Origin of the sequence: Actinoplanes sp. NPDC051513 (assembly GCF_044454685.1) — a bacterium.
GTDB lineage: Bacteria > Actinomycetota > Actinomycetes > Mycobacteriales > Micromonosporaceae > Actinoplanes.
This window is the reverse complement of record NZ_JBITDW010000020.1, coordinates 54,195-70,290: the sequence shown is the minus strand read 5'-3', so window position 1 is coordinate 70,290 and position 16,096 is coordinate 54,195. Positions and strand designations below refer to the sequence as shown.

14 protein-coding genes are annotated in these 16,096 nt (G+C 72.0%); 7 read left to right on the top strand and 7 right to left on the bottom strand.

The window, feature by feature from the left end; translation table 11 throughout:
• Positions 1-20: 20 nt before the first annotated feature.
• Positions 21-1,745, top strand: a complete 1,725-nt coding sequence (locus ACIA5D_RS39200) for a SulP family inorganic anion transporter (protein ID WP_396035568.1) — start codon at positions 21-23, stop codon at positions 1,743-1,745.
• A gap of 6 nt (positions 1,746-1,751) precedes the next feature.
• Here ACIA5D_RS39200 and ACIA5D_RS39195 read toward each other — a convergent pair whose 3' ends face one another.
• Complete coding sequence (locus ACIA5D_RS39195; protein WP_396035567.1) at positions 1,752-3,071, bottom strand: neutral zinc metallopeptidase; 1,320 nt, start codon at positions 3,069-3,071, stop codon at positions 1,752-1,754.
• Positions 3,072-3,102: 31 nt separating this feature from the next.
• Positions 3,103-3,552: a hypothetical protein gene (locus ACIA5D_RS39190; RefSeq protein ID WP_396035566.1), complete on the bottom strand. Its 450-nt coding sequence runs from the start codon at positions 3,550-3,552 to the stop codon at positions 3,103-3,105.
• Positions 3,553-3,907: 355 nt separating this feature from the next.
• Between ACIA5D_RS39190 and ACIA5D_RS39185 the strand changes: the two genes are divergently transcribed.
• Positions 3,908-5,467 carry a heme peroxidase family protein gene (locus tag ACIA5D_RS39185; RefSeq protein WP_396035565.1) on the top strand — a complete coding sequence of 520 codons (1,560 nt, stop codon included), beginning with the start codon at positions 3,908-3,910 and terminating at the stop codon, positions 5,465-5,467.
• Positions 5,468-5,565: 98 nt separating this feature from the next.
• A complete protein-coding gene (locus ACIA5D_RS39180) occupies positions 5,566-6,408 on the top strand; it encodes a LuxR family transcriptional regulator (protein WP_396035564.1) in 843 nt (280 codons plus the stop codon).
• A 55-nt stretch (positions 6,409-6,463) separates the two neighbouring features.
• Here ACIA5D_RS39180 and ACIA5D_RS39175 read toward each other — a convergent pair whose 3' ends face one another.
• The 4 genes from ACIA5D_RS39175 to ACIA5D_RS39160 form a co-directional block, all read right to left on the bottom strand.
• Positions 6,464-7,054 carry an anthrone oxygenase family protein gene (locus ACIA5D_RS39175; protein WP_396035563.1) on the bottom strand — a complete coding sequence of 197 codons (591 nt, stop codon included), beginning with the start codon at positions 7,052-7,054 and terminating at the stop codon, positions 6,464-6,466.
• A 130-nt stretch (positions 7,055-7,184) separates the two neighbouring features.
• Positions 7,185-8,150, bottom strand: coding sequence for an N-acetylglucosamine kinase (locus tag ACIA5D_RS39170; RefSeq protein ID WP_396035562.1), 966 nt, complete (start codon positions 8,148-8,150; stop codon positions 7,185-7,187).
• Entirely contained in the window at positions 8,140-9,036 is an 897-nt protein-coding gene (locus ACIA5D_RS39165; protein WP_396035561.1) for an N-acetylmuramic acid 6-phosphate etherase, read from the bottom strand. Before ACIA5D_RS39165 ends, ACIA5D_RS39170 begins: the two co-directional genes overlap by 11 nt.
• Positions 9,033-11,138, bottom strand: a complete 2,106-nt coding sequence (locus ACIA5D_RS39160) for an alpha-N-acetylglucosaminidase TIM-barrel domain-containing protein (protein WP_396035560.1) — start codon at positions 11,136-11,138, stop codon at positions 9,033-9,035. The genes ACIA5D_RS39165 and ACIA5D_RS39160 overlap by 4 nt, the downstream gene beginning before the upstream one ends.
• Before the next feature lie 71 nt (positions 11,139-11,209).
• On the opposite strand from ACIA5D_RS39160, the gene ACIA5D_RS39155 reads away from it, so the two are divergent.
• From ACIA5D_RS39155 to ACIA5D_RS39140, 4 genes are read left to right on the top strand one after another with little or no spacing between them, the layout of a single operon-like run.
• Positions 11,210-12,430, top strand: coding sequence for an ROK family transcriptional regulator (locus ACIA5D_RS39155; RefSeq protein ID WP_396035559.1), 1,221 nt, complete (start codon positions 11,210-11,212; stop codon positions 12,428-12,430).
• Entirely contained in the window at positions 12,427-13,707 is a 1,281-nt protein-coding gene (locus ACIA5D_RS39150) for an ABC transporter substrate-binding protein (protein WP_396035558.1), read from the top strand. Before ACIA5D_RS39155 ends, ACIA5D_RS39150 begins: the two co-directional genes overlap by 4 nt.
• Positions 13,700-14,584: a carbohydrate ABC transporter permease gene (locus tag ACIA5D_RS39145; protein WP_396035557.1), complete on the top strand. Its 885-nt coding sequence runs from the start codon at positions 13,700-13,702 to the stop codon at positions 14,582-14,584. The genes ACIA5D_RS39150 and ACIA5D_RS39145 overlap by 8 nt, the downstream gene beginning before the upstream one ends.
• Positions 14,581-15,402 (top strand): carbohydrate ABC transporter permease, encoded by an 822-nt coding sequence (locus ACIA5D_RS39140; protein ID WP_396035556.1) that lies wholly within the window; start codon positions 14,581-14,583, stop codon positions 15,400-15,402. The genes ACIA5D_RS39145 and ACIA5D_RS39140 overlap by 4 nt, the downstream gene beginning before the upstream one ends.
• Positions 15,403-15,478: 76 nt before the next feature.
• On the opposite strand, the gene ACIA5D_RS39135 is transcribed toward ACIA5D_RS39140, so the two are convergent.
• Entirely contained in the window at positions 15,479-16,096 is a 618-nt protein-coding gene (locus ACIA5D_RS39135; protein WP_396035555.1) for a hypothetical protein, read from the bottom strand.

The following is a 16,096-nucleotide window of genomic DNA, read 5'->3' as shown; positions in this document are numbered from 1 at the left end:
CTGCCGCTCATCCGCGGCGCATGATGCCGCTCGTGCGCCGCCACGCCGACAATCACGGCGTGGTGATCGCCGGCCGGGCCGGGCGCTGGCTGCGCCGGATCGCGCCCGAACGAAAGACCGTCCGCAAGGACCTCGTGGCCGGGCTGCCGGGAGCGATCAGCGGCGTGCCCGACGGCATGGCGGCGAGCGTGCTGGCCGGTGTGAACCCGGTGTACGGGCTCTACGCCAGCATCTTCGGCCCGGTCGGCGGCGGGCTCACGGCCAGCACCCGGCTGATGGTCATCACGACGACCAGCGCCGCGGCCGTCGCCGCCGGTTCGGCGGTGGCGGATGTCCCGGCCGCGGATCGCCCGCGGGCGCTGTTCCTGCTGACCCTGATGGCCGGGGCGCTGATGGTCCTGGCCGGGCTGGCCAAGCTCGGCCGCTACATCCGGTTCGTGCCGCACTCCGTCATGATCGGATTTCTGTCCGGCGTGGCGGTCAACATCGTCCTCGGCCAGCTCCCGGATCTCGCGGGCGCCTCGGCGAGCGGCCCGTTCCCCCTGGCCAAGGCGTGGGACCTGCTGCTGCACCTCGGCCGGGTGAACGTCGGCGCGCTGCTGGCCGGGCTGTTCGCCCTCGGAGTGCTGGCGGCGCTGCGTCCCACCCGGTTCGCGGCGTACTCGACGCTCGTCGCGCTGATCGTGCCCAGCGTCGTCGTCGCCATCGCCCAGGCCGGCTCCGTACCGGTGGCCGGCGACGCCGGCGGCATCCCGAGCGGCCTGCCGGCGCCCGCCCTGCCGCACCTCGCGGACTTCTCGCTCAGCCTGCTCGCCGGAGCGTTCGCGGTCGCGGCCGTCGTCCTGGTGCAGGGCGCCGGGGTCAGCGAGTCGGCGCCCAATCCCGACAAGACGAGATCGAACCCGAACCGCGACTTCCTCGCGCAGGGCGTGGGCAACCTGCTCGCCGGGCTGTTCCGCGGTCAGCCGGTCGGCGGCTCGGTCGGCCGCACCGCGTTGAACGTCGCGTCCGGCGCCGCGGACCGCTGGGCCGCCATCTTCTCCGGCCTGTGGATGGCCGTACTGCTCCTTCTCTTCTCCGGCCTGGTCGGCGCGGTGGTGATGTCGACCCTGGCCGCGGTGCTCATCTTCGCGTCGATCAACGCGTTCCGGGCCGCCGATGTGCGGGCGATCCTGCGCACCGGCGCCATCTCGCGGACCGCGGTGTGCGCGACCTTCCTGGCCACGCTCTTCCTGCCGGTGGCCGCTGCCGTCGGGATCGGCGTTGTCCTGTCGCTGCTCATGCAGCTCAACCGGGAGGCGGCCGACCTGCGGGTGGTACAGCTGACGCCGCGCGATGACGGCGCCTTCGTCGAGCATCCGGCGCCGCGGCGGCTGGAGTCCCGCCAGGTGGTGCTGCTCGACGTGTACGGAAGCCTGTTCTACGCCGGCGCCCGGACCCTGCAGGCCCGCCTGCCCGAGCCGGGCGATGCCGAGCGGCCGGTCGTGGTCCTGCGGCTGCGGGGACGGGCCATGCTCGGCTCGACCGCCTTCGCCGTCCTGTCCGACTACGCCGGGCGGCTGGCCGACGCGGGCGGGCGGCTCTATCTCACCGGCGTCGACCCGGCCGTGCTGCAACAGCTCCGCCGCAATCGGACGGTCGAGCAGGTCGACGGCGTACGGATCTTCGAAGCGAGCGACGTGGTCGGCGAGTCGAGTCTCGAGGGCTATCACGACGCCCAACGATGGCTGGCGGCGCCCGGCTGATCCGGATCACTTGCAGGCGGACAGCCCGTTCAGCACGCCGTCGCGGTAGGCGGCGATGCGCTCGAACCCGGACGCCCCGGATTCGCCGGTGGCCCGGCCGAGGGCGAGCAGGGCGGCCACGGCCTCGTCGAGGTCGCCGGGCGACAACGTGGTGACGTCACTCTTCTTGGGCCGGTGGAGAAGGTCGTACGTCCAGGAGCCGTTCAGGCAGTCGACCGCCAGCTGACCGGCACTGCCCTGGGTCGACTGGCCACGGCGGTGCTGGACGGCCCGCGCGTACAGGTCGCCGAGGAGCAGCCCGACGGCGTTGTCACCGAGCTGCTCGTACAGCGCTTGGAGCTTCTGGTCGTCGTAGGCGATGAAATCGCCGTCCGGGCAGTAGAAGGCGGCGCCGCCGGCGATGGCATCGGGGTTCGGGCACGCCGGCGGCGAGGCCGCATCGAACGGCTGCACGCTCAGTTGCTTCCACGGCTGGCCGGTGAGCTCGGGGTACGCCTTCGCCCAGTACGCCTCGACGTCCTTGATGATCGTGGCGACCGCTTCGTCGTACGGCAGGTTGCCGCCGGTCGCGGCGTCCCGCTCCTGAGTGAACGGCACTTCGGTGATCGGCAGGTTCTCCGCGCTGTAGCCGGCGCATTTGGTGGCCCCGTTCTGCACACCGTCCTGAAGAGCCCGGATCCGGTCGAAGGCGTTGCCGTGGGCCCCTTCGTTCGTCGCTGACGTGCCCGGTTGATCACGCAGCTGGAGCATGCCGGCGAGCGCGGCGTCGATCTGCGCCGGCGTGATGCCGTTGAACGAGCCGGAGTGGCCGGCCATCGCGTCGGCGAGCCAGGCGCCGGCGAAGCAGTCGGCCTGCTGCTCCAGGACCACCGTGGGCTGGTCGGTCACGCCCAGGCGGTGCTGTACGGCGTGCCCGTACTCGTGAGCCATGACCAGCGCGACCAGCAGCTGGCCGAAGTTGCTCTGCAGCTGCGGGATCAGCTGCTCGGCGTCCCAGGCGATGAAGTCGCCGACCGGGCAGTAGAACGCGTTGGGCTGGTAGACGCCCTCCTCGCCACCGCAGGCCGGCGGCGGGGAGCCCTGCGTGTACGGGTGGTAGCCGCCCTGCAACGGCTGGAACGCCTTGCCGTCGCTGATCGAGGGATAGGTGGCGGTCCAGAACCGTTCGATGTCGCTCAGCGCGCGATCCACGACCTCCGCCGGCGGAAGAGACGCCAGCGGGGTGGCCACCGTGGACGGCGAGTCGTTCCCGTCGCCGCATCCGGTGAGGACGACGAGCGCCACCGTCCCGGCGGCCAGCAGGGTCCTTGCGCGGTTGCCGGTCATCGGACGGATCCTCCAGCCTCGGCGGCACGAGTTACAGCTTCGCCCCGCGCACCTCGCGCCCGTGCGCCACGAGCGCATAGATCACCACGACGTCGAAGGTGATCGCGATGATTCCCCAGACCGGGTAGGCCGGCATGAAAACCATGCTGGACAGCGCGCTGACCAGGGCGACGGCCACGCCGGCCACCCGGGCCCAGAGCGCGCCCACGAAGATCCCGGCGCCGGCGGCGACGGCGACCACCCCGAGCACGATGTGCAGCCAGCCCCAGGCCGTGTAGTCCAGGCTCACCACCAGGTCGCCCTTGCGCGCGATGTAGAAGGTGTCCTTGGTGAGGGCCACGACGCCCTGGATCAGATGAAAGACGCCCAGCAGGAACAGCATCAACCCGCCGAACACGAGGACGCCGACCCAGCCGGTCATCGGCGGCTCGGTGTCCGCCGAGGAGGGCTGTTCGGCGGCGTAGCCAGTCGGTCGGGACATCCCACGATCGTGCGGCCCGCCCGCTGTAAACGCGCCATCCGCGGCGGATGATGCCGCCAGGTGACTTCGGGCCGCAGGTAAATTCCGGTCAATATCGGACTCGGACCGCGGTTCAACGCCGCCTCATGAGACGCCGACAGGTTCTGATCGCCGGATCCGCGTTCGCGGCGACCGCCGGCGGTGACGGCCGGCGAGGGAAACCGCCGGCCGATGTCGCCGTGAAAACGATCTTCTAATTTGGCACATGTCTATGCAGGAACCCCTTGGGATCTATTCCCGCCTGCTTGAAAGGTTCCAGACTTCCCTCGCGCCGCACGGCGTCAACCCCAGACGCCGGCGAGCGCGGAGGTGGACGATGGCACCGCAGAACGAGACCGAGCGCCCGACTGTCAGCCGCCGCAGATTCCTCACCAGCGTCGGAGCCGGCACCGCGGGCGCACTCGCGGTGGGACCGATGTGCGCCATGGCCGGCCCCGCAACGGCGGCGCACGCGGCAGCGCCGGTCCCCGCCGACCGGTTCGGCCGGATCTTTCCCAACCTGCCGCCGTTCCTGACCGAGGTCGACCAGCGCCGGCACGACGCACTGCTCGACATCGGCAAGGCCGGCGGGCTGCTGGACGCCAAGGACGACCTGGCCGCCGGCCCGATCCTGCTGATCACCGATCCGGCGCTAAGCGCGAACAACCAGGACAACCCCACGATGACGGCCGGGGTCACGTTCCTCGGCCAGTTCCTCGACCACGACATGACCTTCGACGGAACGTCGCGGCTCGGCGTGCCGACCCCGCCCGAGCAGTCCCCGAACGCCCGTACGCCCGCCCTCGACCTCGACACGGTCTACGGCGGCGGTCCGACCACGAACCCGAACCTCTACGAGTCGGACCGGATCCACCTGCGCATCGAGTCCGGCGGGCTCTTCGAGGACGTGCCGAGGTCCGCCAACGGCACGGCGATCATCGGGGACCCGCGCAACGACGAGAACCTGATGATCTCGGGCCTGCAGGCCGCCTTCATCCTGTTCCACAACCGGGTCGTGGACCAGCTCACCGCCCAGGGCGTACCGGCCGCGCAACGTTTCGCGCAGGCCCGGCAGCTGGTCACCTGGCACTACCAGTGGATCATCGTGCACGACTTCCTGCCGCAGACCATCGGCACCGCCGCCACGCAGGACATCTTCACCAACGGCCGGAAGTGGTACAAGCCGGAGCCGGGGCCGGCGTACATCCCGGTCGAGTTCCAGGGCGCGGCATACCGCTTCGGGCACAGCCAGGTCCGGCCGTCGTACCGGGCCAACCTGGCCGGGAACGCCGACGGGTCGCCGTTCTTCGGCATGATCTTCGACCCGGCCGGCGAGGGCCAGGCGGACCCGGTCGACCTGCGCGGCGGGCGGCGGGCGCGGCGGCGCTTCATAGGCTGGCAGACATTCTTCGACTTCGGCGACGGCAACGTACGTACGAACAAGCGCATCGACCGCAAGATCTCCACCCCGCTGTTCCGGCTGCCGCTCGGCACGATCCCCGACGGCGCCCCGCCGATCTCGCTGCCCCAGCGGAACCTCCTGCGGCAGGTGACCTGGTCGCTGCCGGCCGGACAGCGGATCGCCCAGACGATCGGTGCCGAGATGCTGCACCTCCAGGAGCTGGCCGGGTACGGCGTGGCACTGGAGAACCAGACGCCCCTCTGGTACTACGTGCTGGCCGAGGCCGAGCTGCTCGCCTCCGGCCTGCACCTCGGCCCGGTCGGCGGAAGGATCGTCGGCGAGGTCTTCAACGGCCTCCTCGAGCTGGACCCTCGTTCGTACCTGAGCGTCAATCCCGGCTGGCGGCCGACGCTCCCGGCCGCCACCGCCGGCTCCTTCCACATGACCGATCTGCTGCGATTTGCACGAGTCGACCCGGCGAGCCGGGGGCAGTAAAACCCCCTAGTGGCTTGTCAATCGGCCGGAACCGCGAACAATCACAAGTGTCAATGTAAATTCTTTGTTAACCAGGCGCTTCCGGTTGGGAGGTCGCCGTGCAGACGTCGACCACCGTGCGGGTGCCCGTCGCGATCTGCTGCGGTCACCGACTGTTCCGGGACGTGCTCGTCGCCGCCCTGTCCGCCCGCCCGGAGTTCGCCGTCGTCGGTGACGTCGGCGACCCGGCCGACCTGCCGTCGCTGTGCCGGCTGCGGGCGCCCGAGCTGGTGTTGTGCTACGCCGGCGAGGCGCTGGGAGAGTGCGTCTCGGCGCTCGCCGCCGTACGCCGGCAGTGCAGCCGGGCCCGACTCGTGCTGATCTACCGGGAGCTCTCCGGCGCCGACCTGGCCACCGCCCGGCAGGCCGGAGTCGACACGGTGATCCCCTGCACGCACGGTCTCGACGCGCTGCTGAGGGTGCTCGGCCAGCAGCACGCCGGCGGCCCGGAGCACGTCACGGCCGCCGAGCTCACCGAGCGCGAGCAGGACATCGTGGACCTGCTCGCGGCCGGGCATCCGGTCGTCCGGATCGCGGGCCTGCTCGGCCTGGACACTCGGGTGGTGGAGAACCACAAACGGCGGATCTACCAGAAGCTGGCCGTCTCCAGCCAGGGCCACCTGGCTGCCCGGGCCGCCGCTCTCGGCCTCGTCGCGCGGCCGCCGGTGACGACCGCCGAGCCGCTGCCGGAACTCACGGTCCGCGAGGCGGACATCCTGCGGTCCATCGCGCGCGGCGACACCGTGCGGCAGACGGCGCGGTCGCTCGGCATCGCCGAGAAGACGGTGGAGAACACGCAGGCGAGGTTGTTCCGCAAGCTGGGCGCGAGGAACCGGGCCGGGGCGCTGGCCACCGCACACGCGCTCGGCCTGCTCGAACTCCTCCGCGACAAGAGCCAGTAGCGGCGTCAACCGGCATCGCCCAGCCCGCTCTTGCGGTGGGCTGGGCGTGTGCCTGCTATCGGCTCCGGGCAGGCGACGGCTCCGCTTGGCTCCGCGCACGCGGCGGCACCGCGGAGCTTTGCGCGCGCGGCGGCACGGCGAGGGCGAGGACCACGAACGAGATGACCGCGGCCGCTGTGCGAACGGCATGGGCTATCTGCCAACGGTCTCGCAGGCCGGCCCAGTCGGGTGGCGGGGACTGGACGGTCCAATGCGCCTGGTCGGCATTGATCGGCAGGTTGACCGCGAGGGTGAGACCGAAGACGAAGACCAGCAGGACGAACGCGGCCACGGACGGCCAACGCGCCTGCGTGCGGAAGCTGCGGTAAGCCAGCACCGCCGTGGAGATCAACGCCGGCAGGAGCGTCGCGACGGCGAGCTTGTCGAGGGAGTCGAGCTCGGCCAGCCGGACTTGGGTGTACACGGTGCCGTCGAACCGTCGCAGCGAGAGCTCGAGGACGAGGACCGCAGTGAGGAATCCGGCGAACAGTCCGGCGAACACGAGGCTGGTGACTCCGGCGATCCGCTTCATCGGGACGCCCCGGCGGTGAAGGCTGCGCTGTGGTCGTTCGCCGACGACCCCGGTGGCGCCGGTGATCAGGATCATGATGGAACCCCTCTCGCTCTCGTATCATACGAGAGTCAAACTATCGTTGATCTGGGGTTCGTACAATATGAGTCTCGTAACATTGGAAGGCGGGCGGCCGCGACCTGCACATCCGGTCCGGTCGCTTCAGTCATCCGGCCGACGAGGACGAGGGGAACTCCACCGCGTACGGGGCGCTGGTGGGCCGGTCCGGCGGCAGACCGCGTTGCGCCAGCAGCAGCGCGCCGTCCGCGGCCTGGCCGGACGGCGGCGACAGGCGCGCGCCCGGCACGCGTCGGACCAGGTCGTCGCGGAAGGCGTCCAACAAGAGCTCGCCGGCGTCGAACAGCCGCCCGCCCCAGGAGTACTCCGGTGGCAGGCCGCGTCCCGCGGCGTGCGCGGCCGCCGCGAGGTGCGCGCCGGCCCGGCGCCAGATCTGCCGGGCTGCGGGGTCGCCGTCGTGGGCAGCGGCCGCCACGTCGGGAGCGAACGCGGCGAGCTCGTGAGCCGGGGAGGCCGATCCGTAGATCGCGTGCAGGGCGTCGTCGACCGTGCCGAAACGCTGACGGAGGCGGTGGTGCAGCGCAGCGGATGCCTCATCCCGGCCGTCGTGATGCCGCAGCGCGGCGCGCAGCCCTCGCGCGCCGATCCACGCCCCGCTGCCCTCGTCGCCGAGGAGGTGGCCCCAGCCGTCGACGCGGTTCCACGTCGTCGCGTGGTCGGTGCCCAGCACGATCACGCCGGTGCCGGCGGCCACCACGCAGCCGGCCCGCCCCCGCAGCGCGCCGAGGTGCGTGGTGAGGCTGTCGCCGGCGATGATGACGGTCCTCGACGCGATTCTCCGGTGGACGTGACCGGCCAGCTCGGCGGGATGTTCGAGGAGTCCGGGCATGCCGGTGAGGCCGACGGCGACGCGATCGGCGGTGAGGCCGGGGTACATGCCGGCGACCAGCCCGCCGATCCGGGCGCCGAGGGCGGGCGCGTCGATCCGGCCACCCGTGCGCGGCACCGGACCTTGATCGTGTACGCCCACCCGCTGGCCGTGCACCTGGGCCCGGATCCGGATACCGCCGCCGCCGACGTCGATCCCGACGTACGCCACGCCGTCAGGCCCCATCGACGACAGCCAGGGACTCGAGCGCCGCGCGGACGCCGCGTCCTCCGCCGAGGGCCCGGCGGCACTCGTCGAGCGGACGGCCGGAAAGGGTGTGCACCAGGGCCAGCGGCAGGTCGCCGCCGCTGCGGGCCAGGACCGCGGCGGCTTGCTCGGCCTCCAGGCCGGTGGCCATCGCGATGATGCCGGCCGCGCGGTCGGTCAGCTTCGCGTTCGTCGCCACGAGGTGGACCATCAGGTTCGAGTACGTCCGGCCGGACCGCACCATCAGGGCCGTGGAAAACGCGTTCAGCAGCGCCTTCGTGGCCGTTCCGGCGCCGAGCCGGGTGGACCCGGTGATGGCCTCCGGCCCGGTCCGCGCCACGACTGTGAGGTCCGCGTCCAGCGGCGAGTCCGGGACGCACGTGATGAGCACCGTGAGGGCGCCCACCTCGCGTGCCCGGGCGAGTGCGCCGGCGACGTACCGCGTGGTCCCCGAAGCGGTGACGCCGACCGCGACGTCGGCGGCCCGGACTCCCCCGGCGTCGTCGTACCCGACCGGCTGAGCGTCCTCATAGTCCAGAGTGGAGTCGATCAGGGCGGGTGCCCCGCCGGGGAAGTGCGCGGTGAAGAACCCCGGTGGCGTGCCGAACGTCGGGGTCGCCTCGGTGGCGTCGAGCACCGCGAGCCGGCCCGAGGCGCCCGCGCCGAAGTAGTGCACCCGGCCGCCCCGGCCGAGGCGTTCCAGCGTCCGGTCGACGGCGGCGGCCAGCAGGGGCGCGGCGGCCGTCGCGGCGGCGAGGGCGGCGGTGTCCGCGGCGAGCAGCGCCTCGACGACGCGGTCGCTCGGCCACCGGTCGATGTCGACGGTGCTGGGATTCCGCTGCTCGGTCGCTCTGATGTGGGTCACTGCGGGATGCTCCTCTCGATGGCCTGGAACTCGTCGCCGTAGCGGTCCAGCACGTGGCGGGCGACCTGGCGGGCGTCGCCGGCCGGTTGAGCCGGGGGTGGCCCGGCCGTGATGAAGGTGTCGGCCAGCCGCACGAGGTCGGCGTCGAGGGCCGCCTGCGCCGCGGCCCGGCCGCCCGGCGCGAGCGCCCGGGGCAGATGCCGGAGCCAGCTCTCCCAGCGGGTCTTGTAGTAGCCGGCGACCAGGCCGCTCCAGATCCGGGCGGCGTAGTTGTCGAGGTGCGGGTCGTCCGCCGTCGTCCACACGGTCAGGATGCGGCGGGCGTTGTCCTCGAGCACCCGGCGGCTCTCCGGGTCGTCGGCCCGGCGCCGCGCGCGGTCGACCCAGGTGTCCAGGCGCAGGGAGGGCCGGGTCGCCACCAGGTCGTCGATGTCGTCGAAGGCGGTCAGGAAGCGGGCGGAAAGGTCCGGGTCGACGCGGCCGGTGGACGACGCGGCCGCGACCAGGGCGGCGTACCGGAAATCGATGATCCGCACCAGCATTGCCGCGCAGGACAGCACGAGGTCGTCCTCGGCCGGGCCGGGCAGGTCCAGGTCGAGCAGCGCGCGGCAGGCGTCGAGCAGGTCCGCCGGATCGTAGAAGAGGGCCTCGGCCACGGAAGGCGAAGCGTCGTAGCCGGGGCGCGCGACCAGAATCGAGATGAAGCGCTCGGGGAAGATCGCTCGGGCGTCGGCGGCCAGGACCGACGCGCCAAGGTGACGCCATGCCGCCGCGGCCGTGGCGCTCGTGGTCGCGTACCTCTGCTGGCCGAAGGTTTGCAGCCAATCCGAGAGGGCGGATGGCGAGGTGGTCCACGCGCGGTCGGCGATCAGCTCGAAGAAGGCGGGATTGGTGTGGATCGCCTCCATGGTGAGGCCCAGGCCGTCCGGCGGGCGGTGGGCGGCCAGGGCCTGTTCGATGTTGCGGGCGGCCGACGGCAGGTCGGCGACCGGCTCGGTGCGGCCGCCGAAGTTCAGCAGGCCGTTCCAGATCCAGGGACGGCCCGCGTAGCCGTCCAGCCGGGGCCATTGCGGCTCGGCCTCGGCCCAGAGGTCGAGGATGAGCACGGAGTCGTCCGGCAGGCCGGCCAGGAACCGGTCGGCCCGTTCCCGGCTCCAGTAGTGTTCCTGGTAGGAGAACGGCCACGACTGCAAGACCCAGGTGGCGGCCGGATCCGCCGCGCGCAGGCCGCCGACGATCGCGTCGGCCACCGCGGCCGGGGAGTCGGCGTCGGCCGGGATCATCTCGATGAACGGGTCGGCTGCGTAGAGGTGGTCGGTGCCGAGCAGCTCCCGCTGCGCGGTGACGATCTCGGTGGTGAGGCGCCGGAAGAGCGGATCCCCGGGGTCCAGCACGGTCGTCGGCAGGCCCTGCCATTGCCGCGTCCGGGCGCCGGCCGGTGCCAGTCCCGCGGGCAGGTGCCCGGTGAACGCGGGCAGCACGGGCGTCATGCCGAACGAGCGCTCCCGGTCGAGGATCCGCCGGCCGAGGTCGAGCTGACGATCGGCCCAGGCGGCGGGCATCGGCCCGGCGAAGCTGTCCAGGCAACCCATGTAGAGCCACGGCAGATACCCGGGACCGCCCAGGAACGCGCGGATCTCCCCATCGGAAAGACCGAGTCTCCCGTACGCCTTCGTCAGCACCGCCTCGTGCCCGGTCAGACTCAGCGGCATCGTCACGCCGTGCAGCGCCATCCAGTCGATCTCCCGCTCCCAGTCGGCCCAGTCCCAGTACGGGGTCGAGTAGCCGAACGTGCAGAAGTTGAGGTAGTAGAACTCCGCCACCCGCGCCTGCCCGGTGATCACCGGTGAGCCGGGCAGCTCGGTCAGGCCCAGCGGCAGCGCGGTGTCCCAGGTGACCCGGACACCGCAGGCCTCGATCAGATAGCGGTGCACGGCCACGCACGCCGACAGCGCATCGCTCGCGGCGACGTGCAGCACGCCACCGTCGGCGTGGACGGCGAACCGCCGCACGCCCTTGAGCCCGGCGACCCGCAGGGGCCGCGCGCCGCCCGTAACCCGAGCCCAGAGGCCTTGAACGGCCGAATTCCACGGAGGTGACATGGCGACATCCTATTACTTCTGTACGGTACGTAAGTATGTTACGGTACCGGCCACAGGAAAGGAGAACGGGTATGGACAAGGACGTCGCCGTCGGCACGAAGTTCATGCTGGAGGTGAACGCGTCCGCGATCCTGCGGCGGCTGCGCGACGCGCGCCGGGCGAGCGTCTCCGAGCTCGCCAAGCAGACCGGGCTCTCCCGTCAGGCGGTCACCCGCTCGCTCGCGGTGCTCGAGTCGACCGGCCTGGTCGAGATCTCCGCGCCCGACCGCGCCGCCAGCCCGGCCGGCCGCCCGCCGCAGATGGTCCGCTTCCGCGCCGAGGCCGGCCACGTCCTGGCCGTCGACGTGCAGCCCCGGCAGGTCCGGCTGGTTCTCGCCGACCTCGCCGGCGACGTCACCGCCGAGACCACCGGCCCGCTGCGGCGCTCGAGCGGCCCGGCGCTGGCCGAGTCGATCGGCACGGCCGTGGCGGGCCTGCTCGAGCGGGCCGGCATCGGCCGCGACGGCGTCTGGCACGCGACCGCCGCCGCCCCGGGCATCGTCGACCACGCCACCGGCCGGGTCACCCTCAGCGTGAGCCTGCCCGAGGCGGTCGGCGACGCGATCCTCGACGGCGTCCGGGCCGCGGTCGACGCCCCGGTCGCCGTGGACAACGACATCAAGCTCGCCACCACGGGTGAGCGGTGGCGCGGCACCCCGCACGCCGAGCAGGCGCTGGTCTTCGTCGACTGGGGCGAGCGGATCGGCGCCGGCATCGTCCTGCGCGGCGAGCTCTGGCGCGGCGCCTCCAACGACGCCGGCGACCTCGGCTACCTCGACGTCGCCGGGCCGGGCGCGGTTGCCGAGCCCGGCTCCCCCTCCGACGACGAGGACCTCGGCCCGTTCGAGCGCTGGGTCGGCAGCCGCGAGCTGCTGCGGATCGCGGCGCGCGAGGGCGGGCTGAGCGGCCCGCCGACGCTGCCCGAGCTGGCCGCCGCGACGGAGGCCGGCGCCGCCTGGGCGCTGGCCGCGGTCCACGAGATCAGCGGCCGGTTCGCCAAGGGCATCGCCGCCATCCGGGCGCTGCTCGATCCCGAGGTCATCGTCATCGGCGGCGACCTGGCGGTGCTCGGCGCGGCGCTGCTCGATGCGCTCGCCGGCGCGCTGCGCTCCGAGCGGCTCGGCCAGCCGCGCCTGGAGATCTCCGCCCTCGGCCCGGACGCCATCGTCCACGGGGCGATCCACCACTCGCTGTCGTGGGTCGAACGCGAGCGACTCGAAACACCATCCCTGCTGTCACAGGAGAACAGATGAGAGGCACGTTTTTCCGTCCGCTCACCGCCGCGGTCGCCATCGCGGCGCTCGCGGCCTGCGCCGACACCAGCGGCGGCAAGCCCGCCGCCCCGACCGACGTCTCGACCTCGCTGACCGCCGACCAGGTGACGCTGACCCTGGCCTACACCGACGACCCGCCCACCAAGGCGCTCATCGACGCGTTCCACGCCGAGCACCCCAACATCACCATCACCGGCCAGCAGACGCCGTTCTCCGACTACGTCAAGTCGATCAAGCTGTCGATGGCCTCTCCGACCCCGCCCGACATCGCCGAGTACAACCCCGGCGCCATGCGCTCGCTGGTGCCGGCCGGACTCGTCTACGACCTCAGCCCGTACGAGAAGGCCTATGGCTGGAGCAGCGGGTTCCCGGCGTCGAGCCTCGAGGTGCTCAAATCCGACGCGTCGGCGAAGCAGTACGGCACCGGCGGCCTGTACGCCGTGCCCGGCGCCCTCTCGGTGCTCGGCGTCTACTACAACAAGTCTCTCGTCGCCCAGCCGCCCACCACGCTCGGCCAGTTCGAGCAGAGCCTGGCCGCGGCGAAGCGCGCCGGCACCACCCCGCTGAGCGTCGGCGCCCTGCAGGTGGGCGGCTTCCAGGTGTGGAACGCCCTGACCAACGTCCTCGGCGACGAGCAGCAGTACCGCGACTGGGTCTACGGCAAGCCCGGCGCGACCATCGTGACGGACGGCGCCAAGAAGGCCGCGCAGAAGCTCGCCGACTGGTCCGCCGCCGGGTACGTGCCGGCGTCGGCCAACGCCACGGCCGACAGCGACGCCCAGGCGAACTTCGTGCAGGGCAAGAGCGCCTACCTCATCACCGGCAACTGGGCCGCCGGCGCGATCGCCAAGGAGATGGGCGACAAGGTGGGCTTCTTCCTGCTGCCCGGGGCGTCGGCCGTGGCCTCCGGGGCCAGTGTCGCCTACTCCATTTCGGCAAAGACCAAGCATCCGAACGAAGCCGCCGCTTTCCTGGACTTCATGCGCTCGGAGAAGGCGGCGACGATCCAGTTCGACACGGGCTTCATGCCGGTCAACAACACCGTGCAGCCGACGGCGACCGGCGTGCTCGCCGACATCGCCGGCGGCTTCAAGACGGTCGTCGACGACAACGGCATCGTCCCGTTCCCGGACTTCGCGTCCCCCAACATGATCGACCGGCTGACGGCCGGCGTGCAGGGGCTGCTGAGCCGCAAGACGACGCCCGAGAAGTTCCTCGCCGACCTGCAGGAGTCGTGGAACCAATACCATGCCTGACGGCAACACCACCGCGCGCCGCGTACGCCGGCTGACCGCCCTGGCGTACGTGGCGCCGGCCGGGCTGGTGTACGCCGGCTTCGCGCTCTGGCCGGCGGTGCACACCGCGTACATGTCGTTCCTGCATTGGGACGGCATCTCGGCGGCCACCCCGGCCGGCCTGTCCAACTACCGCAGCGTCCTCACCGACCCGGCGATCGGGCCCGCGCTGTGGCACGCCATCGTCCTGATCGGGTTCTTCGCGGTCATCCCGTGCGCGATCGGGCTGCTGCTGACGGCGTTGCTGCAGGGCGGCGTGCGCGGCATGACCGGGTTCCGGGTCGTCTTCTTCCTCCCCCAGGTGCTGCCGATGGTCGCCGTCGGCATCACCTGGCGGTGGCTGTACGCCGACGACGGGCTGGTCAACCAGGCCCTGCGCGCCGTCGGCCTCGGCGGCGTCACCCGAGCCTGGCTGGGCGACTACAACTTCGCGCTGATCGCGCTGGGCCTCATCGGCACCTGGGCGATGAGCGGCCTGTGCATGGTGCTGTTCCTGGCCGGGGCGCAGAAGATCGACGTCTCGCTGTACGAGGCGGTCGCCCTCGACGGCGGCGGGGCGGTGCGCCGGTTCTTCACCGTCACGCTGCCCGCCCTGCGCGGCGAGATCACCATCGCCAGCGTCATCACCACCATCGCCGCGCTCGCCAGCTTCGACCTGGCCTTCGTCACCACCAACGGCGGCCCGGTCAACCGCACCACCGTGCCCGGCCTGCTCGTCTACCGGCTCGCCTTCAACGAGAGCGACATCGGCCGGGCCGCCGCGCTGGCCGTGGTGCTCACCATCGTCGTGATCGTCTTCGTGACGGCGATCCGCCGGCTCACCCGGGAGAGGCCATGACGCCGCGAGCAGCCACCACCGCGCGATACCTCGTGCTGACCCTGATGGCCGTGGCCGTGCTGCTCCCGTTCGTGAGCATCGTGCTCACCGCGCTGCAGCCCTCCGGGGCGCAGGTCTCCGGCATCAGCATCCCCCCGACCTGGACCTGGACGAACTTCGCCGACGCGTGGCAGGCCGCCAACCTCGGCCGGCTGATGCTCTCCGGCGTCCTCATCGCCGCCGGCGTGGTGCCGCTCGCGCTCGTCCTGGCCGCCCTCGCCGGCTACTCGCTGGCCACGCTGAACCCGCTCGGCGGCCGGGCGCTGTCCGTGGCGTTCGTCCTGGGCCTGACGCTACCGATCGAACTGGTGGTGGTCGCGCTGTACTTCGACCTCCAGCAGGTCGGCCTCACCAACTCGTACGCCGGCGCGATCCTCGCCGAAACAGCGTTGTTCATGCCGTTCGGCGTCTACTGGATGCAGAACCACTTCGCGTCCATCCCGGCCGAGCTGCTCGAAGCCGCCCGCGTCGACGGCGCGCGCAGCTTCACCGTCCTGAGGCGGGTCCTGCTGCCCATCTCCTGGCCGGCGATCACGACGCTCGGGGTGCTGTACTTCATGTGGTCGTGGAACCAGTTCCTGCTCATCATCGTGCTGATGCAGGACCCCGACCGGCGCACCGCACCCACCGGCCTCGCCTTCTTCGTCGGCCAGTACTCCACCAACATCCCGCTCGTCTCGGCGGCCAGCCTCATCGTGATCGGCCCGATCGTGGTCGTCTATCTGGCCTTCCAGCGCCACTTCGTCAGCGGCCTCACCCAGGGCGCCGTCAAGGGCTGACGCCGGCTGCGGCCCGCGCCTCCTGCCAGGAACCGACCACCTCCGCGTCACCACCGTGTCGGCCGAACCGGCGCGGTCACCGCGCGCGTGGCTGGAGCAGCGCACGCCGGCGGCGGGACGGGATGGCCGGGTCGGCGACCGCGCCGGCCCGCTGGGTCCGGGACCTGGCCTGCGCCGCCGGGGAAACTCGTGCGGCGACGCGGGCCAGCGTCTTGTCGCCCGGAGCGGCCGCGACGTGGAAATGCCCGGCCGACGCGGGCTTGAGGTCGCCTCCCCACGCGATCGTGCCCTCGCAGTCGAGCAGGATGTCGCGGACGATCGCCTCCTGGTGCGGCCACAACGACTCGCTGCCGCCGATCGGGTAGGCGCGCGGGTGCAGTGCCACCGCCGTACCGGAAAGGTAGTGGGATTCGTACGCGGCTTTGCCCGTACCCCCGGATCGGTAACCTTCGACGCCGCCGCCCTCGCCGGTGTCGAGCGGAGCGATCTCGTAGTGCCAGCGGCGGGCGACGTGCAGCAGGACCGCGCCCGCGTCGCCCTCGCGAAGGGCGACCGACGCCCGCGAGCCCTCGATCCGGTACGTGGTGATCGCACCGGCGTCGGGGGTCCAGCCGGCGACGGGGGTGGCACGGGTCGGCGGGACGGGGAGGAACGCCAGCGCCGCGGCGCCGAGAAGACTGCGTCGGGTGACCAT